The sequence below is a fragment of the Coprococcus intestinalis genome, from assembly GCF_023656595.1.
GTDB classification, from domain to species: domain Bacteria; phylum Bacillota; class Clostridia; order Lachnospirales; family Lachnospiraceae; genus Coprococcus_A; species Coprococcus_A intestinihominis.
In genome coordinates, this window is the sequence record NZ_JAMOKJ010000016.1 from 48,643 (window position 1) to 73,343 (window position 24,701).

The following is a 24,701-nucleotide window of genomic DNA, read 5'->3' on the forward strand; positions in this document are numbered from 1 at the left end:
AGCCCCATCTTTTTTATAATCTCCAGATATGGACTTTATCCCCGGCTTTCAATGGCCCTGTCCCCGCCGGCATATCGACAAGGCAGTTGGTTCCGATCCCCTGACGCATCTGAGCGTTATGCTGCCCTTTTGTGATGTGAACGGCATGTCCATCGTCATAGGCTTTTAATACCCGACGACTGCCTTTATTGCCTGGGTAATCATAAGCAATGTCAGCTTCTTTTTTCACCAAAGAGGTTTGTTGGCTTCCCGTCATCTTCTGCAATAACGGCTGCATCAACAGCTCAAATACAGCAGATGCAGAGAAGGGATTCCCTGACAGGGAAATGACTGGTTTCCCGGCATATAAAGATGCCATTGTGGGCATGCCCGGTTTTAAATCAATACCATGGAACAAAATGTCTGCACCCAGTTTCTTCATAATCTCCGGCAATAAGTCTTTGACCCCGACAGATACACCGCCCGTTGTCAATATCACATCTGCCTCTTCTGCGCATTTTTCTACTGCCGCTGTTATTTTATCCGCATCATCACCGACAAAGATCCCCTCCGTCAGATTGCAGTCAAGCTGCAGGAGTCTGCCTGTCAGATAAGCCAGATTGGCATTATAGATTTTTCCGGGAAGCAACGGCTGCCCATGCGGCATCAACTCCTCACCGGTTGTAATCACCGCCGCACGGACTTTCCTTCTCACCGGAACACTGTCTATTCCTCCGGATGCCATGGAAGCCATCATATAAGCATCGACTTTTTCCCCTTCCCAGCCAAGGCAGTCGCCCTGGTGAAAGTCCTCGCCTACGGGGCAGCAATTCATTTTTTGAGCCAATGACACATAAATTTTGACCTGTTCCTGACCATAATCCGTGTCCTCCTGTTTGACAACACAATCCGCACCTTCCGGTATCATGGCACCGGTCATAATCCGAATGGCCTCACCGGCATGTACGCTTTTGTCCGTCACTTCTCCGGCACAAACCCGGTCAATGACTTTCAGACAGACCGGATTGCTGCTGCTCGCTGTCCATATATCTTCACTTCTAACAGCATAACCATCCATAGCCGACCGTTCAAAAGGCGGCTGACTGACATGTGCATACACATCTTCTGCCAGAATTCTGTCGATACTTCTTAATAATTCGACCTTTTCCGACATGACACAATGGACGACTTCCAGTAATCGTGCCTGCGCTTCCTCCAGTGTTATTGTCTGCATCTTAATTCCTACCTTAACTTTAAATTTTGAATAGATTGCCTTTTTATTGTACCACGTTGTTGTCCATTGCACATCGTTTTTTCAGCCCCCGAATAGCCTCCTCAGGTTCGTAATCGCGTATGATCCTTCCTGTCACGAATTCTTTTCATCTCAAATAGCATCACGACTTAGATTTTCACTCCCATATTTTGTAAAACATAAGAATTTCATCCTTTTTTCCTGCAAATTTCAACGCTATTATACCATTTTTAAATAAAAAATTGGGTGGAAATGAAATTTTATCATTAAAAAAAGTCATTTTTTGTTGATTCACCCCGAAAATTCTGCTATGATTGGTAAGGTTGCGCTATTTTTAGACGTTTATCCTGAATATAAATGTGAAACATATAGATTTAGATTTCCTGAAAGTGAGAACACTAAAATGAAAAAAAAGAAGAAACTTTCTCTGGCCGGACAGATTTTTATTGCTTTGATTCTGGCCATCATTGCCGGTCTGCTGATGCAGAGCCATGCTGAGTTTGCTGAAAACTATATCAAACCATTTGGTACGATCTTTCTGAACTTGCTGAAGTTTATTGTTGTACCGATTGTCCTTTTCTCTATTATGAGCGGTATCATCTCCATGAGTGATATCAAGAAGGTCGGTTCCATTGGATTAAAAACAGTTATTTACTACTTCTGTACAACTGCTTTTGCCATCACATTCGGACTGCTTTTCGGTAACCTTTTCAAAAATGCCTTTCCTGTCGTAGCGACAACAGATCTTTCCTATGAGGTCACTGAGGCCCCTTCCCTGATGGATACAATTGTCAATATTTTTCCATCTAATTTTATTGCCCCAATGTCTGAATCCAACATGCTTCAGGTCATTGTTATGGCATTAATCTTTGGTTTTTCGATCATTCTGATCGGTTCAGAAAAAAACAGCCGACTGGTAACCGCCATCAACGACCTGAATGAAGTCTTTATGAAGAGTATGGAGCTGATTCTCAAGCTGTCACCAATCGGTGTCTTCTGTCTGCTCTGCCCGGTCATTGCTGCCAACGGTTCCAACATTATCGCCTCTCTGGCGATGGTACTCCTGACCGCTTATCTCTGCTATGTGATCCATGTGGTCGTTATATATTCCCTGGCAGTCAAGGCCATCGGCGGATTAAGCCCACTGAAGTTCTTCAAAGGCATGCTTCCGGCAATGATGTTTGCCTTCTCCAGTTCTTCTTCCGTGGGAACACTTCCGATCAACCTGGAATGTGTGGAAGGACTTGGTGCTTCCAGAGAGATTTCTTCTTTCGTTCTGCCGCTGGGTGCGACCATCAACATGGACGGTACAGCCATTTATCAGGGTGTCTGTGCGATCTTCATCGCTTCCTGTTATGGCATCACACTGACGCCGACCCAGATGCTCACCGTTGTTCTGACAGCTACACTGGCTTCCATCGGTACTGCCGGTGTTCCCGGTGCAGGTATGGTCATGCTGGCCATGGTCCTGACTTCCGTTGGTCTGCCGGTTGACGGTATTGCCCTGGTTGCAGGTGTCGACAGAATCTTTGATATGGGACGTACAGTTGTCAATATCACCGGCGATGCCAGCTGCTGTATTGTTGTATCCAATCTTGAAAAAAAACGCGAAGCCAGAAAATCTGCACGCAATGCATAATTGCATAATAATCCAAACATAAATAGGACGTGTGAAACATAAATATGTATATTTCACACGTCCCATTTTTATGTGCATTCAGGCCTTACAGCCATCTGTCCGTATTCCCGCCTGTCTGCTATTCGCCCAATTCCACCATTCTTCGGATGCATCTTCCGGCACCTTCAATCACATTCTCAGGCAGCTGGATTTCTTCTCCGCCGCGGCCTTTCAGACAGTTATAAATATCCATCAGTGTTGTGATCTTCATATTCATACATGTCAGTGGAACAGCCAACGGATAGAAGGACTTGTCCGGACAGTCAAACTGCAGATGTTCTACAATACTGTTTTCCGTTCCGATAATAAATTCTCTGCAGTCAGATTTCTTGGCATAATTCATAATACCTGTTGTGGATCCGACATAATCGGCCTGTTCAACCACTTCCTGACGGCATTCCGGATGCACCAGAAGCAGTGCATTCGGATGGGCCTTGCGCGCTTTCTCCACATCTTTGGCGCTGACCACGATATGTCTCGGACATCCGCCCTTATAAAAGGCAAATGTTTTCTCCGGCATCTGCTCTGCCACATAACGGCCCAGATTCGGATCCGGGATAAAAAGAATCTTGTCATTGTCCAGACGGCTGCAGATCTGAACCGCGGAAGAAGATGTGACGCAGACATCACATTCTGTCTTTAATTCAGAGGTTGTATTAATATAAGCCACAACCGCATAATCCGGATACTTTGCTTTTAATTCACGAAGGCCTTCCAGATCCAGCTGTTCTGCCATCGGACATCCGGCTGCAGGATTCGCCAGCCATACCTTTTTGTCCGGGCTGAGAACCTTGCAGGTCTCTGCCATAAAGCGCACACCGCACATGATCACACCCTTGCAGTCACTCTTTGATGCCTGCACGCTCAAACCATAAGAATCTCCCATATAATCAGCCACTTCCAGTATCTCCTGTCCCTGATAAGCATGCGCCAGAATACAGATATCCTGTTCCTTTTTCATGCGCATGATTTCCTGCTGAATTTCCGCAATTGTCATCTTCTTTATTCCCCTTTCTTCTGTTCCCATGGTCGAAGCGGTGCCAGAAAACCGGCCGCTTTCAGCTGTTCGCCGATCAGATCCAGACGTTCTTCGCTAGCCGCCTCCACCAGATGATAATGATAACCGGATGTGGCTGTACTCAGAACCGTAGACTGACTGTCATTTAAAGCAGCAATAAATTCTGCCACATCCTGCCTTGAACGAATATCCATCTCCGCACTGACACGGCCATAAACTCTATGGCTGATACTGATATTGCACACTCTTCCGCCGCAGTCCACAATCAGATTCAGCTCTTTGGCCGCATCACTCTGCTTATGCCGCACCTTAAATTCTCTTACACAGCGCGGTTCCTGCTCCATCACATAACCCTTGGTCGTTGAAATGATCCCCGGTGTGTAAGCCCGTATCACCGCCATATCCTGAACAATTACCTGACGACTGACACCATACCTTTCTGCCAGTTTTCTCGCTGCAACAGGCTCCTCTGCGTTTTGAAGGAGCTTCAAAATCGCATTTCTTCTCTCTGCAGTTTTCATTCTTTCAGCTCCTCTCACACTGCATGCAGATGCTTCATGGAAATATCCAGGATTGGCGCAGAATGTGTCAATGCACCGCTGGAAACAAAATCCACGCCGATTTCACAAATACGGGCAATGTTTTCCTTTGTAATATTACCTGAACACTCTGTCTGGGCTCTTCCGCCAATCAAAGCGACCGCCTGCTTCATCACTTCCGGTGTCATATTGTCCAACATGATAATATCCGCACCGGCCTCTACAGCCTCCGCTACCTGTTCCAGTGTCTCTGTCTCGATCTCAATCTTTCGGACAAACGGCGCATATGCCTTTGCCATCTGAATAGCCTTTGTAATACTGCCTGCTGCCCCAATGTGATTATCCTTCAAAAGAACGCCGTCGGACAGATTGTAACGGTGATTGCATCCGCCGCCAACACGAACCGCATATTTTTCAAAAACACGACAATTCGGTGTCGTTTTGCGTGTGTCAAGCAGTGTCACACCACTGCCTTCCAGAAGCTTTGCCACACTTCTTGTATAGGTGGCAATTCCGCTCATCCGCTGCAGATAATTCAGCGCAACTCTTTCTCCCGACAAAAGAACCCGGATATCTCCTGTCACCTTTGCCATCAGATCGCCTTCTCTGACCTCATCGCCATCATGACAGAACATCTCAATCTCTGTATCTTCATCCAGAAGCTTAAAAACTCTGGCATATACATCCATACCCGCGATCACGCCGTCTTCCTTGGCAATCAGATCTACGGTTCCCTGAACCTTCGTCGGCATCACCGCATTGGTTGACACATCTTCACTTGTAATATCTTCCTCCAAAGCCATGCGGATCAACTTGTCCGCCTGAAGCTGCATTGTAATACTATTCATTTCCACGCATCCTTTCTATTCCTTCTAATACAACCTGATGGTAATCTTCAAGCAATACCTCTTTATCCTCATATCGCTTCAGATCCGGTTCTGCCTGACACGGATCCGGGGCCTGACCAAACAGCATATCATAGGCCGCCCTTCTGGCAAACACAAGAGACTCCAGCAGCGAATTGCTGGCCAGACGATTCTTGCCGTGTACACCATTGCAGCTTGTCTCACCGCAGGCATAAAGTCCTTTCATAGACGTGCGGCTGGACAAATCGACCTTAATGCCACCCATAAAGTAATGCTGGGCCGGTACAACCGGAATCGGCTCTTTGATCGGGTCAAATCCTTCCTCTATGCAATGCTGATAAATATTCGGGAAATGCTCTCTAATAGTCTTTTCTCCCAACGGACGCATATCCTCTAGGACAAATTCCGTACCATCTTTCTCCATCTGTGCGAAAATCGCCTGGCTGACAATATCTCTCGGCTGCAGTTCATTGGTAAAACGCTGTCCGTTTTTGTCGTATAATAATGCGCCTTCCCCGCGCACCGATTCAGAGACCAGAAATCTTCTTCCCTTACTTCTGGAAAATAGTGTCGTCGGATGGATCTGTATGTAATCCAGATGTTCCACCTCAACCTGATGTTTCATGGCAATACCAAGGCCATCCCCGGCAATATGCGGATAATTGGTGGAATTCTGGTACAAACCGCCGATACCGCCGCAGGCCAGTACCACATACTGTGAACGGATCGGATAAACATGATTCTCCTCATCCATGGCTACTACACCGCCGCAGATATTATCCTTCTCAATCAGATCCACCATAGTCATATGCTCACAGATTTCAATATTCTCTTTTGTCAAGGCCTGTTTCAGCAGTGTACTTGTAATCTCCTTGCCCGTGATATCCTTATGGAACAAAATTCTCGGTCTTGAATGGGCACCCTCTCTTGTGAAATCAAGTTCTCCATCCGCTGTTCTGGCAAAATCCACCTTTCTGAAAACCAGATCCCTGATAATATCATTGGAACTGCGGATCATCAAATCTACGGCACGTTCATTATTCTCATAATGTCCGGCACGCATCGTATCTTCAAAATAGTCTTTATAATCATCTTCCCCACGGAGCATACAAATACCACCCTGTGCCAGAAAAGAATCTGACAGATCGGCTTCCTGCTTTGTCAGCATCAATATTTTCTTCCGCTCCGGCAACATCAAAGCGCAATACAATCCGGCTGCTCCGGTTCCCACGATAATGACGTCATAATATTCATTCATTTTATTTATACCTCTTTCCCGATCAGGTTTTTATTGCTTTTGTCATTATACAGCTTGACATATCAGGTGTCAAGACACCTGATATGTCAATATTAATATACAACCTAAAAGAGCACAAAAAAGGATTCAGACAGTTACTATCCGAATCCCTGTTTTGTGCTTTTTAAATCAATGATACCTTTAAACCTGCTGCAAGGCAGTTTTTTATTTATTTTCTAGTTTGCAGTGCAGCTTTTTCTAAGCCTTCAGCAAAATATCCGTCAGCTTTGCAAACTGTTCCAGTGTCAGTGCCTCACCTCGCACAGACGGTGAAAATCCCGCTTCTGCAATGGCTGCCGCAATCTGATCCTTTGTAAAATTCAGCTCAGAAGAATTGTTCAGCCCATTCTGAAGTGTCTTACGGCGCTGATTAAAGGACGCTCTGATAATCTTAAACAGCATCTTCTCATCCTTCACCTGAACCGGCGGTTCTTCGTAACGTGTCAGACGAATCACTGCAGAATCCACATTTGGACGCGGCATAAAACAGTTGCAAGGCACATTGGCCACGATATACGGCTCTGCATAATACTGCACAGCCAGAGATAATGCACCGTAATCCTTGGAACCCGGACCGGATTTCATACGGGCCGCCACTTCCTTCTGCACCATGACCGTCACATTGGCCAGCGGCACATGCTGCTCAAATAATGCCATAATAATCGGTGTTGTAATATAGTACGGCAGATTGGCTACAACCTTAATCGGTCTGCCGCCATTTTCCTCCTGCACCAGCTTCTCCAGATCAAGAGACAGCACATCCGCGTGAATCACCTTTACATTGTCATAATCTGCCAGTGTTTCCTGTAAAATAGGCAGAAGATTTCTGTCGATTTCCACTGCGACTACCTTGCCTGCTGCCTCTGCCAGATACTGTGTCATGGTTCCGATACCCGGACCGATTTCCAGCACCATATCGTCTTTTGTCACACCGGCTCCGGCAATAATCTTGTCCAGAACATGTCCGTCAATCAGGAAATTCTGTCCAAACTTCTTCTGGAAACAGAATTCATATTTCTTTATAACCTCAATCGTTCTCTGTGGATTCGATAGCTTTTCCATAAATACAAAAATACCTTTCTAAATAAACAATTTACCTTTTATACTGTTTTCTGTTACGAATTTTCATTTTCTTTTCAGAAAGCGGTCACACATTCGCCACATTTCTTCTCTATAATAAAGCCATAAAAAAACAAAAGCAAGTGCTAATAACACATTATATAGATTTTTTCTTTTTCATAACCGGATGCGGCCGCGTGCAATGACTTTTGAACAAAGCGGCCCATCCAATCCTCTCTTTTTGAATATTACAGAGCTGTCAGGAAACTGGCAGCTCTGATGTCATATTGGCAAGAAAATCTCTCAGCCAGCTTTCGACCTTCTTCTGGGTCACATTGCCGCCTGCATCTCTGGTATAAATAATCGTTTTGTCTAAACAAACCGCTGCCTCTTTGCCGAATTTGCAAAATATATTTCCCCATGGTGAAGAAATGCGAGGCATTGAAGCCTACTACTTTCTCGACAATCTCGCAATATTTCTATGGAAATTCCGGCGATTTTTTTATATTCTCTGCTGTATAAGTCTTACCATTTACAGTAATCTGATAATCATCCTGCATATCTTTTACACATCCATAACAATAATATCTTTTTTGGTCCGTTCCTAAAAAAGAACTATCCATTAATCTGACTGTAAAATGTGTTCCAGCATTGTCTTCCAATGTAAGTTTCCCCATTGTCTCGCATGTTCCTGTGAAATAGGTATCTTTTGTCCCTTTTATATAGTCTACATAAAAGAAAATATCTAAATCTTCATCTCGAATATCATTTGACAAAATTGCTTTTTGCACTCCAGCCGCACTTATCAGCTTATAACCTTTTTCACCCTTTCTTAACCACATATCCCTTCCTGCATAAAGCTCCTCATCTTGCCCTGATTCAAAAACAGCCATACAAGTATCTTGTCCTACTATGATATCCTCTATTTTGTCATTTGAAAAAGGTGCATTTATGTAATGTATTGCCTGCTCCGGCGTTTTAAACGTGATAAAAAGATTCTCTATCGGAGCTTCCGTTGAATATGGCATAAAAACAAATAATATAAACAAAAATACGACAAATATCAATGCCCGTATCTTTTTCTTCATACCATTTCTTTTAGTCTTTACCATGCATATTAACATAACAATCAATACAGAAATCCACATAATCCCTCTAACTATAAGCATCTTTCTTCCTCTTTCTTAATTCTTATTATAAAGCGATACATTCTGTATTATTGCCAGATTTGTACCACCTTATATTCTAATTTAATTTAAGCATTTTTCCTATCACCATGCAGGAACAACAGGCAAAATCATAAACACATCTCCAATTACCACTGATAAAGCTACTGCACCGATTGCTGCTCATCCGCCTACTCCTAAATCTACATATTCTGTTTGCTCAACCCCTTTTTTACAACTTTTCACAAACCGTTTCGCCATAGAATATGCACTTTTTACTTTATTAGTTAATGCCTTCATTGCATTCTTAATATTTTTAAACAGCTTTCCCCCTTAAATCTGTACGGGTTGTCCTTATCAGGACTTGCTGCCATACACCGTTCTTCTTCTCAGACAGGACACTGCCGCCATAGGTGCTCATTAAAAATGTTATTTGAAAACTGTAATATTAAATCTCTCATCTTTCGTCAATCTCCTTTCCTCTTAATTTTTCATTTGTATATTTTCAGTTTATTTTTCTTGTAGTGAAGGAATGCGGGGTATTGAAAACACCTTTTTACAAAATATGATTTTCCGCAAAAAGTTTTCTTAACACCGGGTTTTCAAATTTCTTGACACTTTCAGCCACCAATTCACTTTTTGCTTTTCCGCTCCAAACACTATCCATTATGACTCCAATATCATTATTAACATGTTTGCTGGTCAAATACACATCATAATAATGCCTTGCCTGATTAAAATCCTTTTTTGAGCGATAATACAGTGCAAGTACAAATGATTTCATTTCAAATTCCTGCTCATTTTTTACTTTCCCCAAATATGCTAAAAAATCATATTCATCATCTTCAACATAACTTATTGTTGCCAATAACCAACAAAGTCCATTATATGTCCAATATATAGCCTTATTCCACGGCCCAACTGAGAAAAAATTACATAATTTTAGATGTTTTTCTGCTTCTAACTTAAGCGTATCCATTTCAATCACGCCAAATAACTTAAGTAATTTTTCATATTTCTTTATCATATAGACATCTAATACTCCGCGAAGTAAATAAAGAATAATGAAACCAACTATAATTTCTTTCCACATTATTTGCACTGTACCTGTATTCATCTAATCGCCCCTTTATAAATTAATCAAATATTGAAATAACTGCTCCAATTGTTTCAATCGCTCCCAATACTCCTGGTGCATAAATTACAAGAGCTGCAACCGCCATAATTTCTGGAAACTTTATTGACAGCTTACTATAACCATAGCCATCTCCTACCGAATGTGTATACTTTCCATATACTCTTCCTAATGAATTCGTTCCCATTTCCAATGAAATATTTTTTAAGTGGAGTGCAAATGCATTTTCAGCACCTATCCGAATACTTTATAATATATTTTAAAGTTAAGGATGTTCTCTCGTATCTGCATAATCATAAACAATTTGTCTGCCATAATACACTGCTTGTCTTTCAAAATACTGGTTTTTTTCCCCTGATAACCATAATTCATGGTATTTTATCCACTGAAAATAGTGAGTTAATTCATGCGTTATTGAACATAAAATTGCTGCTAATGCGTCATCTTTTCCTTGGACTTTACATAAATCATTATAATCTCCCACTGCAATTTTTATATATGGTTCTACCATTAAATCATTTGGTCCAAAAAACACAGCTGAAACTAAATCTTTCGAAGATGTTTTTATATATTTTGTTTCCTTAAAATATATTGGCACACGAACAGGGAAACGATAAATACTTTTTAGCCATTGTACATATTCTTTACATGCTCTCTTTACCTCAACGTCTACATTTTTATCAAAACGCATTCTTATTCCACTTCTCTTATTTTTTGAAATATAAATACTCCAATCTGTGCAATACCATAATTTTCTCAATTTCATTTACCTCATATCAAATTTCGAACATAAACTAATATTTTCTATGTCCTTTTTTACTTGGATGATGTGGTCTAGGTTGCTGTCTCGGTTTTTTACCAGACTTTTTCTTCCAATTATTTTTCTGTTTCTTTTTTTCTTGATTTTCACGTCCTTGCTTCTTTAATTCCGGTTGTGCTGTTCCTCTCTTTGATTTTGCAAACTTATATAACTTTTTAGCTCCATATACTACAGAAACAGCTGTTATTATTCCTAATACCGTCTAACCAACTGGATTCCAAGCATTACTTCCTCCAATAACCCATCCACCTGCTAACGCCGCTTGCCAAACATCACCGGTCTCATCTAAACGACTTATTGGATTATTATCACAATAGGCATACAGATTACAATCATCAAAATCCGTTTTCACACTCAGAACATCTTCATCATCCGCACTAATAAACCTGCAGATCTCCGGCTGATAATAACGGCTCTTCAGATAGTACATCCCCGTCTCTTCATCATAGTAGTACCCCTTAAATCTGTACGGGTTGTCCTTATCAGGACTTGCTGCCATACACCGTTCTTCTTCTCTGACAGGACACTGCCGCCCGCTGTCAGGTATTCTTTTGTAGTGCCGTTCACCTTCTTGGATGTCCGGATGCCTGATGCGTCATAGGTATAGACAGCCTCCAGGCCATCGCCTGTCACTTTCTCAAGCAGGCTTCCTTTTGTCCAGCTGTAGGTATATTTCCCGTCACTGAGCAGGTTGCCGTTGGCATCATAGGTGAAGTTCCTTGTCTTCCCGTCCATTGTAACCGATGTCATCTGGTCTTTCCATGTGCTGCCATAGGCAAAACGCTTAAGGACTGTCCCTGTTCCTTCCGGTCCGCCCTCTGCCCCTGCCGGGTAACTACACACTTCCGTCAGGTTGCCGCCGGCATCGTACTGATAGCCGAGATACAGCTTCTTATCCGGGTCATATTCACGGGTCAGCTGTCCCTGGGCATCATAGGTATAATCATGGCTGACTGCCGCCTTTCCGGCAATGGATACGCTCTTTCTGTTGCCAAATCCGTCATAGGCAAAGGTATAGTCAAAACCGTTATGGGTGATCTTGGTCAGACGGTCCCTGTCTTGTGATATTGTAGTCCATGTCTACATACTAAATTTGTTCTTTCCAAGGAGGTATTTCCTCAGGTTTATTATCCTCCAATTCTACATGCCATTCTTTCATTTTCTGCAAAAAATATTTTTTATTCACACTACTATAATAAATATTATCCTTACTAAAGCTTTCTCGATTATCTAAGTATATTTTTACTACTCTACGTTTTCTAAAAAACCAAACAGCCATCGCAACCAACATCGCCACTCCTGGAAACAATAAACACACTCCTGATATTTGTTCATTCCAAGCTTCAAACGGAAATGGTGATTGAAAAAATGAATCTTTTATTCTTCTCGTTGAAAATACCACACATGCCTTTACATCACACCAAAAATCTTCTGAATTCCGTAATGTTCCTTTCCCCATGTACACAATCCTATGTGTCCTCATCTCATCCCATTTATAGGCTCTTCTGACTTTTCCTTTATATAAAATTTCAATGCCATTTTCTTTTAATCGATACGAAATCTGACATGATATCATGCCAAGTACTATATCTTCGATGACTATCCACATTGGAACAAATGACAAAAAACTCATAATCATCAGCTCCCAGACACTCAATTGCTTCATTTTAATCGCATTAATCGCACTTATAAATCCATTCGGCATAAATACAAGAACAATTATTATTATAATGGCACCTAATAAAATACACATTTTCTGCATTTTTTCTGTTTTAGGCATTTTTTTTGATTTTATTTCCATTTATTTATCCTCCTTATTAAGCAGAGTTTAAAATTAAAGGTGCTCTTTAAGAGGTTGCCGTTCTTTGCCTCATAATCATGGCTGACTGCCGCCTTTCCGGCAATGGATACGCTCTTTCTGTTGCCAAATCCGCAAAAAATATGTTTTCACTTTATCTTTGTCGTGGTGAAAAGATGCCCCGCAGGAATTACGGGGCATCGAAAATCAAATAATTAAAACTTAACCTTTGGCATCATTACACTATCCGGTATCCAACTTTTCACTAAAGCATAATTTTCTTCTGTGCACATTACAGTCATATTCCCGGAAAATATAAAATCATGTATGCTTTTTTTCCTTTTACAAAAGGTCATAATAAACACATGTGCCCCGTGTTGTCCCCATTGCGTATTTTCTATTTTTATTTCTTCATACTCTTCCCAAGAAAAAGTCTCCGTCCATTCTTTAAAATTGTAAAATGTAATCTCGACGCCGTTCTGATTTACTATACCTGGTGTACACTCTCTAATCAATGCCCATAATAAGAATAAGTAAATTCCCCATATTATAATATTGCCAAGTACAAAAAAACTTATAGTTGTTTTCAATACGCCTATAATTTCCAATGTTATAATTGGAATAAGTAACAGCACTGCACTTCCTACAAAATCCATTCTACTTTTACAATTCCTTATACTATGAATATTATCTTTTTCCATTACACAACCTCATTGAAAATAAACAACAATTAAAACTTAACCTTTGGCATTCTCACACTCTCCGGTAGCCAGCTTTTCACCAGTGCATACGTCTCTTCTGTGCATTCCGCAGACACATTCCCAGAAAATATAAAATCATAAATATTTCTTTTTTTCTTAACAAAAGTCATTGTAAAAATCACTTGGCTATGCTGACTCCATTGAGTATTTTCTATTTTTATTTCATCATATTCTTCCCATGGATACATTTTGGTCCAAACTTTAAAATTATTAAATGTAATTGCAATCCCCTTTTCATTCATTACATATGACCTGGAAATTCCTATAAAAAAGCACAGTAAAATTAAATATATCGCACCAATACCTATAATAGTTTCACAGATTCCTGTTCCTTCTCTACATAACAAAAAACCAAATAAAACTAAAACTATTAAAAAAAATGTAGAAACTCCCCAAAATCCTCTATTGGCATCCTTTTCAGGTAAACCGCCTCTTATCTCTTTCATGACTTTCTCCCCCCTGGCATAACCAAATCTTTTCGAGGCAGCAGCCAATTCTGCTATCTCTTAATTATACCATCTCCTTTTGCACTTTGAAAAGATATGCCAGTACATTAAGTCGCATATTTCCATTCCACACCGACTAACCATCTTTCCGAATATCCACTCTTTGAAGATGATGATACAGATATTCTGGATGTATTATTTTTTCTGTTGCTGTTTGCTTTTGCAATGGACATATCATATATTCCTCCTACGGCTGCTCCTAAAATAGTGTTTCCATTAGACTCCAGTACTGGAACCGTCGGTGCAAAAGTCAATCCCGTCACAGCCGCCTTTACCATATCATTTAATGCCGCATCTACCCTGTCCCGAGCTGACCCAGCTGCCGCCAACCCCGCTGCAATTCCTGCAACAGCTATATTTCCTAACCACTGATATTCGAAAATTTTTTTAGGGGTCAGAATACCCGTCATTCCAGATATTGCTCCTGATAAAGCCCCTGATGCCAAACCAGTAAGGCCTGCAACCAGCGCTTCCTTCTTTGTCACTTTTCTTCCCTCTATCTCAGCAACTGCACCTGCTGTCATAAGTCCTGCCACACAGCCAATAACTCCGCCAAATATCGCTCCTGCCCAGAAATTACCGCTTTCATCCACTCTTCCGACCGGATTGCCGTCACAGTAGTTATACAGGTTCTTGTCATTCATTGTCGTTTTGCTCATGCCCAGCACTGACAAACTGTCCGCACTCATCATTCTGCCTAATTCCGGATTGTAATAACGGCTTTCCAGATAATACAGTCCTGTTTCTGTGTCATAATAGTAACCGCGGTATCTGAACGGATTATCCACACCAAGTGTTGACGCCATGGAACCGCCTGTCTTCAGAAGATTGCCCCATGTATCATAGCTGTAGTCCACACCCCACTGCCCGGCTGCAGTTTTGTCTCCCTGTCATCCTTATCAAATGTATACACGGTTGTCTGCTTATTCCTATCACACACCGTTGTCACACTCTCTACATTGCCATTCGCATCATAATGATACAGCCGTTCTTCGCCGGTATTCGAAACCGCTTTTCCCATACGGCCAAGCAAATCAAAAAAGAGACATCCTTTGATATTTTCTCTGTATCTTATACAAAGTCATATCAAAAGATGTCTCTAATCTAAAAATCAATGTAACTGTTCAGAGCCAGCCTCCAAAATGCTACGCATTTCGTCGGTGTGGCGTATCCGCCAAATAAAATTTCAAAAACAGTTTTAAAAATGCAAGCATTTTATACCTGTTTTTTAAAATTTTGCTTGGCTCTGAACAGTTACAAATCAATATTCTTTTTATTCTGCCATTCTATACAATTTCATGGCATTCTCCCAGGTGATATCTTCAACATCTGCTGTCGTAATACCCTTGATCTCCGCAATGGCCATCACCACATACGGCAGATTCAGTGAAGAATTCCGCTTGCCGCGGTTCGGCACAGGTGTCAGATAGGGAGAATCCGTCTCCAGCACGATTCTGTCCATAGGCGCATAGTCAACCACTTCCTTCAGCACTCTGGCATTCTTGTATGTCAGAACACCGCCGATGCCCAGATACATGCCCATATTCAGATATTCTCTGGCCATTTCCACTGTATAAGAAAAACAGTGTACTACGCCGCCGATTTCTGCCAGATGTTCTTCCTTCGCAATATCCAATGTATCCTTCGCCGCATCCCTTGAATGGATAGAAACCGGCAATACCTTTTCCCTGGCAAGATTCAGCTGACGCCTGAACCAGTATCGCTGATTGGCTCTGACCTCCGGGTCTTTTTCCCAATAGTAATCCAGCCCGATCTCACCTACAGCCACCACTTTCTCATGGGCCGTCTGCTCACTGAGCCACTGAAATGTATGCTCATTTAACTGGGCGGCATCACTTGGATGCACACCTGCTGCCGCATAAATAAACGGATATTTTTCCGCAAGGGCAATACTTGAAGCCGTAGAAGCCAGATCGGCACCGATATTCACAATCCTGCCGATTCCCGCTTCCTGCATACTCTCAAGCAGGCTTTCCCTGTCTTCATCAAACATTTTATCGTCATAATGAGCATGTGTCTCAAAAATCATGCGCTATCCCTCCATTCGTCAATTTCTGCTTAATCTTCAATAAGTCCCCGCACATCAGGCGCTGCTCATTCTTCGGCAAACCCAATTTCTTCAATCTCTACTCGATCTTCGGCAGATCCCACCGATACGTGGCCGCCAGAATACGGATGATCACCACCACAACTGCCCCCAGAATCATACTGGCAGACTTGTGGTAAGGCATCAGCCATATGCAGACGCCGGCCCCTGCCAATGATGCGCAGGCATAAATCTGCTTTACCAGAATAAATGGTATCTGCTGCGCCATCATATCACGAATCATACCGCCGCCAACGCCGGTGATAACACCCACGAACAACAGCAGAAATCTATGATGGACATAGCCGATCTCATAAGCTGTTTCCACACCAATGACCGTGAAGGCTCCCAGACCGATGGCATCCAGAAGAATCATTATTTTCTCATAATAAAACAATGCCTTGCTGTCAAGCATTTGTTTTTTGATATAAAAAACAACAAAAAGTATCACCGCTGTCAGAACCGAATACTCTACATAAATCGGGTTTTTGAAGGTATTCGGCGGGTGAATGCCCAGCACCAGATCCCTGATAATTCCGCCCCCGACAGCGGTCATGACAGCCATCACAATAACCCCCAAAACATCCATTTTTTTGCGGATGCCAACCATAGCACCGGATGAGGCAAAAGCCACTGTTCCAATGATTTCTATGATAAATACAAGCATTTCCGTATTCACAAACGATTTCCTCTCTTTACACCCAAAACTTTCCTTCTCCTGTTCGAAACTCACCTGCAAATTCCGACGCAGAATAAAATTCTGCTGTGCAGACAACATGTCTGCACGATATATTGTCATAAAAAGCCTCAGAAACAACCTCGGTCTCTGCCGTGTCATCCCTGAGGCTCTCTTATTCACGCTTTAAACTTCGGCTGTCAAATCAACCGAGACTTACTGCCGAATCCGGTTTCCGCTTATTAGCAGATCTCAGCGCCGACAGGCATCTTCTTCTCCGGAACCATCAGAGACAGATTGCCATCTGCATCCTCTGCACAGAGAATCATACCTTCAGACTTCACACCCGCCAGAGTCGCCGGTTTCAGGTTGGTCACAACCATGACTTTCTTGCCTACCATTTCTTCCGGTGAATAATGCTTTCTGATACCGGAAACAATCTGGCGCACCTGATTGCCGATCTTCACCTGTGAGCAAAGCAGCTTCTTGGATTTCTTCACAGCTTCGCAGGCGATAATCTCGCCCACCTGGAACTGCAGCTTCTCAAAGTCATCAAATGTAATCTCTGCCTTCGGCTCGATATCAATGCCTTCTTCTGTTTCAGCTTCTTCTGCCGGTGCTGCTGCCGACTGTGCCTGTGCATTGGCTGCCTTGTCCGCTTCAACCTTCTCCATCAGCTCTTTGATGTCTACTCTTGCAAAAAGAATTTCAGGTTTTTCAACGACCTTTCCGCCTGTTTCAAGAAGTCCGAACTGGTCAAGCTTCAGATAATCTCTTTCCTGTGTGCCCAGCATATCCAAAATCTTGGCAGATGTATCCGGAAGATAAGCTGCCAGCGCAACGGCTGCCATACGGATTCCTTCCATCAGATTGTAGAGAACGGTTGCCAGTCTGTCCTGCTTTGTCTCATCCTTTGCCAGTTTCCATGGTTCTGTCTCATCGATATATTTATTGCATCTTCTAAGCAGTGTAAATACTTCAGTAATTGCGTCTGCCACTCTGAGTTTCTCCATCTTGGCATCCACTTTCTCATGCATTGCCAGTGCAACAGCTTTCAGATCATCATCAATCGGCTCATTTACACCCGGATTGGAGATCACACCGCCGAAATACTTGTTGTTCATGGAAATGGTACGGTTCACAAGATTGCCCAGAATATTCGCCAGATCTGAATTCATACGTTCAACCATCAGTTCCCATGTGATAGAACCGTCATTATCAAACGGCATCTCATGCAGAACAAAGTAACGAACTGCATCCACACCAAAATAATTCACCAGATCATCCGCATAAATCACATTGCCCTTTGACTTACTCATCTTGCCATCACCAACCAGCAACCATGGATGACCAAATACCTGCTTTGGCAGCGGCAGATCCAGTGCCATCAGCATGATCGGCCAGTAAATCGTATGGAAACGGATAATATCCTTACCGATCAGATGCAGGTCAGCCGGCCAGTACTTCTTGTAGAGTTCATCGCTGTTGCCGTCCACATCATAGCCAAGGCCTGTAATGTAGTTGCTGAGGGCATCGATCCATACATAAACAACATGTTTGTCATCAAAATCAACCGGAATACCCCATTTGAAAGAGGTTCTGGATACACACAGATCCTGAAGACCCGGCAGAAGGAAGTTGTTCATCATCTCGTTCTTACGGGATTCAGGCTGAATAAATTCAGGATGTGTATTAATATAATCAATCAGTCTGTCTGCATATTTGCTCAGTTTGAAGAAATACGCTTCTTCCTTGGCATCAATGACTTCGCGGCCGCAGTCCGGACACTTGCCGTCCACCAGCTGACTCTCTGTAAAGAAAGATTCACACGGTGTACAGTATTTGCCTTCATAGTAGCCCTTATAAATATCACCCTGATCATGCAGCTTCTTGAAAATCTTCTGAACCTGCTTCTCATGGTATTCATCTGTTGTACGGATAAACTTGTCATAGGATGTATTCATCAGATCCCAGATCTCCTTGATCTGACCGGATACATTGTCTACAAACTGCTTCGGTGTAATACCTGCTTCGCCTGCTTTGATCTCAATCTTCTGACCATGCTCATCTGTACCTGTCTGGAAACGGACATCGTATCCCTGCATTCTCTTAAAACGTGCAATACTGTCAGCCAGAACGATTTCATAAGTATTACCGATATGTGGCTTGCCTGATGTATAGGCAATCGCCGTTGTAATATAATATGGTTTCTTTGCCATTTTTCTCTCCTCCTGATATATATCACGCGCCGGGGCGCAAAAAATTCATTCTAGTACATCGTTTCGTAAATAACTATACCAATCGCGTAGGATGCGGATTCGAGTGTGCAGGTAAAAAAACGCAGGCGTAGCGGGCTACGCCGAGGCTTTTCTACCTGTACAATAGGATTCGCAGGCAAGTGAATGGTGTAGTTATTTCGAAAACGATGTACTAGTTATTAATTATAGTATAACCCAAACTCGAATACAACCCGCAAAATAACATAAAAATAGCAGGAGACCGCCATACTATTCCTATGTTATAATATTTACATCACTATTTTGCACTTGCATTTAGGAGGAATCTGTCCATGAAAAATACTTTTCACCGGCTGATCGCCGGTCTGATTGCCGCATCTGTGCTTCTGTGCGGCTGCTCATCCGCCAATATGCTCACATCCGCTGCGGCCCATGAGCTGTACGATCAACGTTACAGTGTCGGTACAGCCAGTGACGAAGTCAATGCGGATTTCGATGATTTTACACGGGAAATTTTTACTGATGCAGTCAGCACAGATGCCCTGACCCTGCATTTTGAGCTCAAGGATCCTTCAGCCTATGATATTGACCTTGATACCATTGACCTTGGACGTATTAATCTGCAGAATCCCATCGATACATTTGTCTCCGACATCAGTACCGATGCGCTCAGACAGGAGCTTCACGATTTTGACTATGAAGAACTCACAGAGAAACAACAGCAGACTTACGATATTCTCGATGAATTTCTGGAAACAGAGCAAACCTATGACAGCAAAACCCTGTTTTACTATCCGGAATATCTGAGCAGCACCTCCGGCACCCAGAGCCTGCTGCCGGTTATGATGTCTGAATATGCTTTTTACAGCCCTGCGGATGTAGATGATTATCTGCTTCTGCTTCAGGATTTTCCGGACTGCTTTAACAATATACTTGATTACGAACAGGAAAAAGCCGATGCCGGCCTCTTTATGTCTGATGAATCTGCGGATGAAGTGATTGCTTCCTGTCAGTCTTTCATCGAAGACCCCGACAACAACATGCTGATTGAAGTCTTTCCTGAAAAACTCGAATCGGTTTCCGGTCTGTCAGACAGCGACAAAGCAGATTATATCAAACGAAATGACCAGGCCGTCCATGATTATGTCATTCCTGCCTACCAGTCACTGATCAAAGGCATGGAAGCTTTAAAAGGCAGCGGTACCAATGAGAATGGCCTCTGTTATTTTGACCATGGCAAAGAATACTATGAATATCTTGTCAAAAGCCAGACAGGCTCCGACAAAACCCCCGAAGAACTGATTGAATGGCTGGATGATACGCTGCAGAATACAATAGTTCAGATGGCATTGCTTCTGTCATCCGATGACAGCCTTGCCGACAAACTGGATGAGGCCATTGATATTTCAGAGAACGACCCGAAAATTATTCTTCAAACCCTTCAGTCCTCGCTGAAAGAAGATTTTCCGGATGCAGTTTCCAGCCAATATACACTGAAATATGTTCCCGAATCATTGGAAGACAGCATGAATCCCGCCTTTTATATGATTCCGCCTGTGGATGTCACTGACAACAATGTGATTTACCTGAATAACAGCCAGATTACTGACAATCTGTCCCTTTTTACGACACTGGCCCATGAAGGCTATCCCGGACATCTCTATCAGCAATCTGCCTTCTCCGCCACAGACCCGGATCCCCTGCGCCAGGCTATGAACTTCCTTGGTTATGTGGAAGGCTGGGCCACTTATGCCGAAAATATGTCTTACACATGGACCGGTCTGGATGTCAATCTGGCCCGCTGCCTGCAGCTCAATCAGGATATCACGCTGGCACTCTACGGCCGGATCGATCTTGGCATTCACTATGAGGGCTGGACCACTGACGATGTGACGGAATTTCTGTCCAACTATGGCCTCGACGATGACGAAACCGTTCATTCCGTTTTTCGCGCCATTGTCTCCGATCCTGCCTCCTACCTTCCATACTGCATCGGTTATATGGAATTTAAAGAACTCAGAGATGATACCGAAGAAACCATGGGTGATGATTTTAATTTAAAAGAATTTCATCAATGTATCCTAAACATCGGACCATGTTCCTTTGATGTTTTAGAGAAATATATACAAAAATATTATATTGGAGCTTGATTATCCTGTTCAACTTGACATTCACTCTTTAATCAACTAAACTATTGATTAGTGGTATACGCTGTACAAGCATGTACAAGCGTTCGACTTGAATTATTATTTCAGGAGGAGTATAGATATGTCAACAAAAGCTTATTATCCACTCAACGAAATCGGTGCCGGAAAAGTTGGTTTTTCCAAGACACGTTCTATCATCGAAGCTGCCTTCTACGGCAATAATGTTGTCAAAGTCAACACATTGAAAGAAGCTTATAATCTGGCCAAGAATTCACCTGGTACGATCGTAACAGATATGCCTGTTTACAGAGGTGAAGAATTCGGTCTTGACAGTGATGCAAGAGTACTTCTGTTCAATGACGGTGCCATCACAGGCCGTTACGCAACAGCCCGACGTATCGCAGGCGAACCCGGCGTTGACTGTGACGCACTGGACAAAGTTGTTATGGATGCCGTTTACACGGCAAGGTTCAAGAAATTGTATCATGCAACCGTTTACGCAGGCCTTGACCCTGAATTCATGGTGAAGTGCCACCTGCTGATTCCTGAAGGTGAAGAGAACATTCTTTACAACTGGATGCTGAACTTCCAGTATATGTCCGATGACTATGTTAAGATGTACAAAGCTTCCAAACCTGTCGGCGACGGCAAAGAAGCAGATATCTATATTTTTTCAGATCCACAGTGGATTCCGAACGAAGCACCTGGTGTCAGCCTTGACTGCTTAAGCGATCCTGCCAAGAAGACACTCTGCTATTTCAATACAGAGACAAACTGTGCATGCATCCTTGGTATGAGATACTTTGGTGAGCACAAGAAGGGCACACTGACAATGGTATGGGCCATCGCCAACCGCAACGGCTATGCTTCCTGCCACGGCGGCCAGAAGGAATACCTTCTTCCTGACGGCTCCAAGTACGTTGCTTCCGTTTACGGCCTGTCAGGCTCCGGCAAGTCCACTCTGACACATGCCAAACACGGCGGCAAGTATGAGATCAAAGTCCTCCATGATGATGCTTTCATTATCAATACAGATACATGCTCATCCATTGCCATTGAACCGACATATTTCGACAAGACTGCGGACTATCCGACAGGCTGCGCTGACAACAAATTCCTTCTGACAGCTCAGAACTGCTCCGCTACAATGGATGAGGACGGCAAGATCCAGCTTGTCACAGAAGATATCCGTAACGGCAATGGCCGTGCCATCAAGTCCAAGCTCTGGTCTCCGAACCGTGTGGACAAGATTAACGCCCCTGTTAATGCGATCTTCTGGATTATGAAAGACCCTACAATTCCACCGGTTGTTAAACTGAAAGGAGCTTCCCTTGCTTCCGTTATGGGTGCCACACTGGCAACAAAACGTTCTTCTGCAGAGAGACTTGCGCCTGGCGTTGACCCAAACAAACTGGTTGTTGTTCCTTATGCCAACCCATTCAGAACATATCCTCTGGCTAATGACTATGAGAAGTTCAAGAAACTGGTTGAAGAGAAGCACGTTGACTGCTACATCGTTAATACCGGCGATTTCATGGGCAAGAAAGTCCAGAAAGAAGATACTCTGGGTATCCTCGAAGCTATCGTTGAGAAACGTGCTGATTTCCATCAGTGGGGTCCGTTCTCCGATATCGAGATCATGGATTGGGAAGGTTTTGTGCCTGATATGCAGGACAAGAACTACACAGATCAGCTCAAAGCCCGCATGAACGACCGTGTCGACGAGATCAAAGCTTTCGCCACAGAAAAAGAGGGCTATGACAAGCTTCCTGATGATGCACTGGCTGCTATCCAGAAGGTTGTTGACGAACTGAAATAATTTAAATCATATCATAGAATTTTCCGACAGGAGGAGATGTCATCTGCATCGCCTCCTGTTTGCTTTTCATCCCTTTATTTTTCTTGCCGTCACATGGTACAAATGTTATAATGAGCCTTAGATATATGTACGTTATGGACTTCAGACAGGTCACATATCAGAAGGTACAGAATAATTGTGAAAGGTTTATTTTTTATGGATAATTATGATCAGCTGAACGAAATCCTTGTTTATCTTTTTGATCATGCACTGGATATTGAACGGAATTTTCTTATCAGGGACACCTTCAAGGATATCTCCGTCAATGACATGCATGTCATCAATGCCATCGGTCTTCACAACGAAGTCAATATGTCCTCCCTTGCCAAGAAGGTAGGCGTCACCGTGGGCACGCTGACCATTGCCATCAACGGACTGGTTCGAAAGGAATATGTTCTTCGAACCCGCAGTGAAACAGACCGTCGTGTTGTTCTCGTATCTCTCACCGAGAAGGGCGAATCCGCCTTCCGGCATCATGAGGATTTCCACACCCGTATTGTAGATGCCATCCATGCCTCTCTAACCGAAGAGGAATGCCGGATCCTGATCAAGGGACTCTCCTCCTTTGAGAAGAATCTGAAGGATATCTGAGCACTGCACCCATCAAAAGACACAGAACCTACCTCACAAGTTGAAAGGTGGTAATAAAATGAAAGAAGAAACAACACGATTATCCGCGTCTTTGGAAGATTATTTAAAGGAAATATACCTTTTGAACCTTGAAGGTCAGGAAGTGCGCATCACAGATATTGCCCGTTCCCTGGGTATCTCCAAGCCAAGTGTCAACCGGGCCATGAATACCTTGAAGGAACTGGAACTGCTGGAACATGAGCATTACGGCAAGATTACCCTGACGGACGCAGGCCGTGACACAGCCAAGAATATCCTTGATACCAACAAGATCGTCTATCGTTTTCTCACGGAGATCCTTGATGTAGACGAACAGACGGCTCTTGCCGAAGCAGATCTGATGGAACACGACATCAGCAAAGGCACCCGCAAGAAACTGAAGAAATTCATCAAGAAATCTACTGATAAGAAATCCGCCGACAAAAAGGCCAAATAATAGACATAAATCCCTCATTTCAAAACAATATGGTTCAAAACCCAATGGCTTCTGAACCATATTGTTTTGAAATGAGGGATTTCTTCATCATATTCTATTATTTCACACTCTTATAAGATACTATTTCACAAGTTTGGAAATGGCCTTAAAGCATGGATTCGTTGAGTCCAGGGTCAGTTCGAACAGGACTGCTTCCGCTGTTGTCACAAGAATACCTTCCTGGATTGCTCTCTCAATGGCTATCTTCTTGTCTGCTTCCCGCCGTGAAGCAACTGCATCCACCACCATCACTGGCTGAAATCCTGCTGCCTTCAGATCAATACAGGACTGAAGAACACAGATATGTGCTTCTGTTCCCATCACAAGAATATTCTTCTTTCCCATACTCTCAAGCTTATCAAGAATCGCCTTGTTTCTGCAACAGCTGAAAGATGCCTTCTCACAGTATTCCGTTGTGCCTGCTGCCTCATAAAGTGACGGCAATGTGTGGCCCAGTCCCTTTGTATACTGCTGAACGATCACCGTCGGAATCGACAGCACCTGAAGGCCTTTCAGAAGCATTGCAGCCTTCTCTTCGCAGACCTTTGTCTCATTCATGGCCATCATCAGCTTCTCCTGCATATCAATCACAACAGCGCCTGTTTCTTCTGGTAAAATTCTCATCGTAAACCCCTCCATTATCTTTTTGTTTATCCGACATTTATAACCCCCGTGTCAGATATTCTCCCGTTTATTT

At 43.0% G+C, this 24,701-nt stretch carries 27 protein-coding genes; 5 read left to right on the forward strand and 22 right to left on the reverse strand.

Annotated features, from left to right (window positions below):
- Positions 1–13: 13 nt before the first annotated feature.
- Positions 14–1,213 carry a molybdopterin molybdotransferase MoeA gene (locus tag NBH03_RS12130; protein ID WP_250799745.1) on the reverse strand — a complete coding sequence of 400 codons (1,200 nt, stop codon included), beginning with the start codon at positions 1,211–1,213 and terminating at the stop codon, positions 14–16.
- A 421-nt stretch (positions 1,214–1,634) separates the two neighbouring features.
- Between NBH03_RS12130 and NBH03_RS12135 the strand changes: the two genes are divergently transcribed.
- A complete protein-coding gene (locus NBH03_RS12135; protein ID WP_250799746.1) occupies positions 1,635–2,870 on the forward strand; it encodes a dicarboxylate/amino acid:cation symporter in 1,236 nt (411 codons plus the stop codon).
- 118 nt (positions 2,871–2,988) lie between these two features.
- Here NBH03_RS12135 and nadA read toward each other — a convergent pair whose 3' ends face one another.
- From nadA to metG, 20 genes are all read right to left on the reverse strand, one after another.
- Positions 2,989–3,906 (reverse strand): quinolinate synthase NadA, encoded by a 918-nt coding sequence (nadA, locus tag NBH03_RS12140; protein WP_117528774.1) that lies wholly within the window; start codon positions 3,904–3,906, stop codon positions 2,989–2,991.
- A gap of 5 nt (positions 3,907–3,911) precedes the next feature.
- Positions 3,912–4,448 carry a transcription repressor NadR gene (locus NBH03_RS12145; protein ID WP_227082419.1) on the reverse strand — a complete coding sequence of 179 codons (537 nt, stop codon included), beginning with the start codon at positions 4,446–4,448 and terminating at the stop codon, positions 3,912–3,914.
- A gap of 14 nt (positions 4,449–4,462) precedes the next feature.
- Entirely contained in the window at positions 4,463–5,314 is an 852-nt protein-coding gene (gene nadC / locus NBH03_RS12150) for a carboxylating nicotinate-nucleotide diphosphorylase (protein WP_227082420.1), read from the reverse strand.
- Entirely contained in the window at positions 5,307–6,590 is a 1,284-nt protein-coding gene (locus NBH03_RS12155; protein WP_227082421.1) for an L-aspartate oxidase, read from the reverse strand. The genes nadC and NBH03_RS12155 overlap by 8 nt, the downstream gene beginning before the upstream one ends.
- A 237-nt stretch (positions 6,591–6,827) precedes the next feature.
- Positions 6,828–7,691 carry a 16S rRNA (adenine(1518)-N(6)/adenine(1519)-N(6))-dimethyltransferase RsmA gene (rsmA, locus tag NBH03_RS12160; protein WP_117528771.1) on the reverse strand — a complete coding sequence of 288 codons (864 nt, stop codon included), beginning with the start codon at positions 7,689–7,691 and terminating at the stop codon, positions 6,828–6,830.
- Positions 7,692–7,947: 256 nt separating this feature from the next.
- Complete coding sequence (locus NBH03_RS12165; protein ID WP_250799747.1) at positions 7,948–8,130, reverse strand: hypothetical protein; 183 nt, start codon at positions 8,128–8,130, stop codon at positions 7,948–7,950.
- Between the two features lie 37 nt (positions 8,131–8,167).
- Positions 8,168–8,857 (reverse strand): hypothetical protein, encoded by a 690-nt coding sequence (locus tag NBH03_RS12170; protein ID WP_117539747.1) that lies wholly within the window; start codon positions 8,855–8,857, stop codon positions 8,168–8,170.
- A 553-nt stretch (positions 8,858–9,410) separates the two neighbouring features.
- Positions 9,411–9,971 carry a hypothetical protein gene (locus tag NBH03_RS12175; RefSeq protein WP_015513028.1) on the reverse strand — a complete coding sequence of 187 codons (561 nt, stop codon included), beginning with the start codon at positions 9,969–9,971 and terminating at the stop codon, positions 9,411–9,413.
- Positions 9,972–9,990: 19 nt separating this feature from the next.
- On the reverse strand, positions 9,991–10,182 hold the full coding sequence (locus NBH03_RS12180) for a hypothetical protein (RefSeq protein WP_250799748.1): 192 nt from the start codon (positions 10,180–10,182) through the stop codon (positions 9,991–9,993).
- Between the two features lie 72 nt (positions 10,183–10,254).
- Positions 10,255–10,749, reverse strand: a complete 495-nt coding sequence (locus NBH03_RS12185; protein ID WP_227082422.1) for a hypothetical protein — start codon at positions 10,747–10,749, stop codon at positions 10,255–10,257.
- Positions 10,750–11,011: 262 nt separating this feature from the next.
- Complete coding sequence (locus tag NBH03_RS12190; RefSeq protein ID WP_250799749.1) at positions 11,012–11,239, reverse strand: RHS repeat-associated core domain-containing protein; 228 nt, start codon at positions 11,237–11,239, stop codon at positions 11,012–11,014.
- Positions 11,227–11,652, reverse strand: a complete 426-nt coding sequence (locus tag NBH03_RS12195; protein WP_250799750.1) for a hypothetical protein — start codon at positions 11,650–11,652, stop codon at positions 11,227–11,229. The genes NBH03_RS12190 and NBH03_RS12195 overlap by 13 nt, the downstream gene beginning before the upstream one ends.
- A gap of 244 nt (positions 11,653–11,896) precedes the next feature.
- Positions 11,897–12,610, reverse strand: coding sequence for a hypothetical protein (locus tag NBH03_RS12200; RefSeq protein ID WP_117529294.1), 714 nt, complete (start codon positions 12,608–12,610; stop codon positions 11,897–11,899).
- Between the two features lie 212 nt (positions 12,611–12,822).
- A complete protein-coding gene (locus NBH03_RS12205) occupies positions 12,823–13,308 on the reverse strand; it encodes a hypothetical protein (protein WP_250799751.1) in 486 nt (161 codons plus the stop codon).
- A gap of 29 nt (positions 13,309–13,337) precedes the next feature.
- Positions 13,338–13,814, reverse strand: a complete 477-nt coding sequence (locus tag NBH03_RS12210; RefSeq protein ID WP_147322556.1) for a hypothetical protein — start codon at positions 13,812–13,814, stop codon at positions 13,338–13,340.
- Positions 13,815–13,921: 107 nt separating this feature from the next.
- The gene (locus tag NBH03_RS12215) at positions 13,922–14,731 is read right to left on the reverse strand and encodes an RHS repeat-associated core domain-containing protein (protein ID WP_250799752.1); all 810 of its coding nucleotides are present in this window, start codon (positions 14,729–14,731) and stop codon (positions 13,922–13,924) included.
- A complete protein-coding gene (locus tag NBH03_RS12220; protein WP_250799753.1) occupies positions 14,695–14,907 on the reverse strand; it encodes a hypothetical protein in 213 nt (70 codons plus the stop codon). The genes NBH03_RS12215 and NBH03_RS12220 overlap by 37 nt, the downstream gene beginning before the upstream one ends.
- Positions 14,908–15,147: 240 nt before the next feature.
- Positions 15,148–15,924 carry a TatD family hydrolase gene (locus NBH03_RS12225; protein WP_250799754.1) on the reverse strand — a complete coding sequence of 259 codons (777 nt, stop codon included), beginning with the start codon at positions 15,922–15,924 and terminating at the stop codon, positions 15,148–15,150.
- 97 nt (positions 15,925–16,021) lie between these two features.
- Positions 16,022–16,648, reverse strand: a complete 627-nt coding sequence (locus NBH03_RS12230) for a trimeric intracellular cation channel family protein (protein ID WP_117528545.1) — start codon at positions 16,646–16,648, stop codon at positions 16,022–16,024.
- A gap of 251 nt (positions 16,649–16,899) precedes the next feature.
- Positions 16,900–18,876, reverse strand: coding sequence for a methionine--tRNA ligase (metG, locus tag NBH03_RS12235; RefSeq protein ID WP_250799755.1), 1,977 nt, complete (start codon positions 18,874–18,876; stop codon positions 16,900–16,902).
- Between the two features lie 350 nt (positions 18,877–19,226).
- Here metG and NBH03_RS12240 point away from each other — a divergent pair, with 350 nt between their 5' ends.
- From NBH03_RS12240 to NBH03_RS12255, 4 genes are all read left to right on the forward strand, one after another.
- Positions 19,227–21,044: a DUF885 domain-containing protein gene (locus NBH03_RS12240; protein ID WP_250799756.1), complete on the forward strand. Its 1,818-nt coding sequence runs from the start codon at positions 19,227–19,229 to the stop codon at positions 21,042–21,044.
- Between the two features lie 118 nt (positions 21,045–21,162).
- Positions 21,163–22,860, forward strand: a complete 1,698-nt coding sequence (locus NBH03_RS12245) for a phosphoenolpyruvate carboxykinase (ATP) (RefSeq protein ID WP_215691189.1) — start codon at positions 21,163–21,165, stop codon at positions 22,858–22,860.
- 177 nt (positions 22,861–23,037) lie between these two features.
- Positions 23,038–23,490, forward strand: a complete 453-nt coding sequence (locus tag NBH03_RS12250) for a MarR family winged helix-turn-helix transcriptional regulator (RefSeq protein ID WP_320054966.1) — start codon at positions 23,038–23,040, stop codon at positions 23,488–23,490.
- 58 nt (positions 23,491–23,548) lie between these two features.
- Positions 23,549–23,965, forward strand: coding sequence for a metal-dependent transcriptional regulator (locus NBH03_RS12255; RefSeq protein ID WP_117528519.1), 417 nt, complete (start codon positions 23,549–23,551; stop codon positions 23,963–23,965).
- Positions 23,966–24,085: 120 nt separating this feature from the next.
- Here the strand turns inward: NBH03_RS12255 and NBH03_RS12260 are convergent, their stop codons facing one another.
- Positions 24,086–24,628, reverse strand: coding sequence for an isochorismatase family protein (locus NBH03_RS12260; protein WP_250799757.1), 543 nt, complete (start codon positions 24,626–24,628; stop codon positions 24,086–24,088).
- Between the last annotated feature and the right edge of the window lie 73 nt (positions 24,629–24,701).

What these genes read in the sequence shown, in the direction of transcription:
- NBH03_RS12130 (WP_250799745.1), bottom strand. Translation starts at nt 1,213, where the DNA reads ATGCAGACAATAACACTGGAGGAAGCGCAGGCACGATTACTGGAAGTC.
- NBH03_RS12135 (WP_250799746.1), top strand. Translation starts at nt 1,635, where the DNA reads ATGAAAAAAAAGAAGAAACTTTCTCTGGCCGGACAGATTTTTATTGCT.
- nadA (WP_117528774.1), bottom strand. Translation starts at nt 3,906, where the DNA reads ATGACAATTGCGGAAATTCAGCAGGAAATCATGCGCATGAAAAAGGAA.
- NBH03_RS12145 (WP_227082419.1), bottom strand. Translation starts at nt 4,448, where the DNA reads ATGAAAACTGCAGAGAGAAGAAATGCGATTTTGAAGCTCCTTCAAAAC.
- nadC (WP_227082420.1), bottom strand. Translation starts at nt 5,314, where the DNA reads ATGAATAGTATTACAATGCAGCTTCAGGCGGACAAGTTGATCCGCATG.
- NBH03_RS12155 (WP_227082421.1), bottom strand. Translation starts at nt 6,590, where the DNA reads ATGAATGAATATTATGACGTCATTATCGTGGGAACCGGAGCAGCCGGA.
- rsmA (WP_117528771.1), bottom strand. Translation starts at nt 7,691, where the DNA reads ATGGAAAAGCTATCGAATCCACAGAGAACGATTGAGGTTATAAAGAAA.
- NBH03_RS12165 (WP_250799747.1), bottom strand. Translation starts at nt 8,130, where the DNA reads ATGCCTCGCATTTCTTCACCATGGGGAAATATATTTTGCAAATTCGGC.
- NBH03_RS12170 (WP_117539747.1), bottom strand. Translation starts at nt 8,857, where the DNA reads ATGCTTATAGTTAGAGGGATTATGTGGATTTCTGTATTGATTGTTATG.
- NBH03_RS12175 (WP_015513028.1), bottom strand. Translation starts at nt 9,971, where the DNA reads ATGAATACAGGTACAGTGCAAATAATGTGGAAAGAAATTATAGTTGGT.
- NBH03_RS12190 (WP_250799749.1), bottom strand. Translation starts at nt 11,239, where the DNA reads ATGTACTATCTGAAGAGCCGTTATTATCAGCCGGAGATCTGCAGGTTT.
- NBH03_RS12200 (WP_117529294.1), bottom strand. Translation starts at nt 12,610, where the DNA reads ATGGAAATAAAATCAAAAAAAATGCCTAAAACAGAAAAAATGCAGAAA.
- NBH03_RS12205 (WP_250799751.1), bottom strand. Translation starts at nt 13,308, where the DNA reads ATGGAAAAAGATAATATTCATAGTATAAGGAATTGTAAAAGTAGAATG.
- NBH03_RS12210 (WP_147322556.1), bottom strand. Translation starts at nt 13,814, where the DNA reads ATGAAAGAGATAAGAGGCGGTTTACCTGAAAAGGATGCCAATAGAGGA.
- NBH03_RS12225 (WP_250799754.1), bottom strand. Translation starts at nt 15,924, where the DNA reads ATGATTTTTGAGACACATGCTCATTATGACGATAAAATGTTTGATGAA.
- NBH03_RS12230 (WP_117528545.1), bottom strand. Translation starts at nt 16,648, where the DNA reads ATGCTTGTATTTATCATAGAAATCATTGGAACAGTGGCTTTTGCCTCA.
- metG (WP_250799755.1), bottom strand. Translation starts at nt 18,876, where the DNA reads ATGGCAAAGAAACCATATTATATTACAACGGCGATTGCCTATACATCA.
- NBH03_RS12240 (WP_250799756.1), top strand. Translation starts at nt 19,227, where the DNA reads ATGAAAAATACTTTTCACCGGCTGATCGCCGGTCTGATTGCCGCATCT.
- NBH03_RS12245 (WP_215691189.1), top strand. Translation starts at nt 21,163, where the DNA reads ATGTCAACAAAAGCTTATTATCCACTCAACGAAATCGGTGCCGGAAAA.
- NBH03_RS12255 (WP_117528519.1), top strand. Translation starts at nt 23,549, where the DNA reads ATGAAAGAAGAAACAACACGATTATCCGCGTCTTTGGAAGATTATTTA.
- NBH03_RS12260 (WP_250799757.1), bottom strand. Translation starts at nt 24,628, where the DNA reads ATGAGAATTTTACCAGAAGAAACAGGCGCTGTTGTGATTGATATGCAG.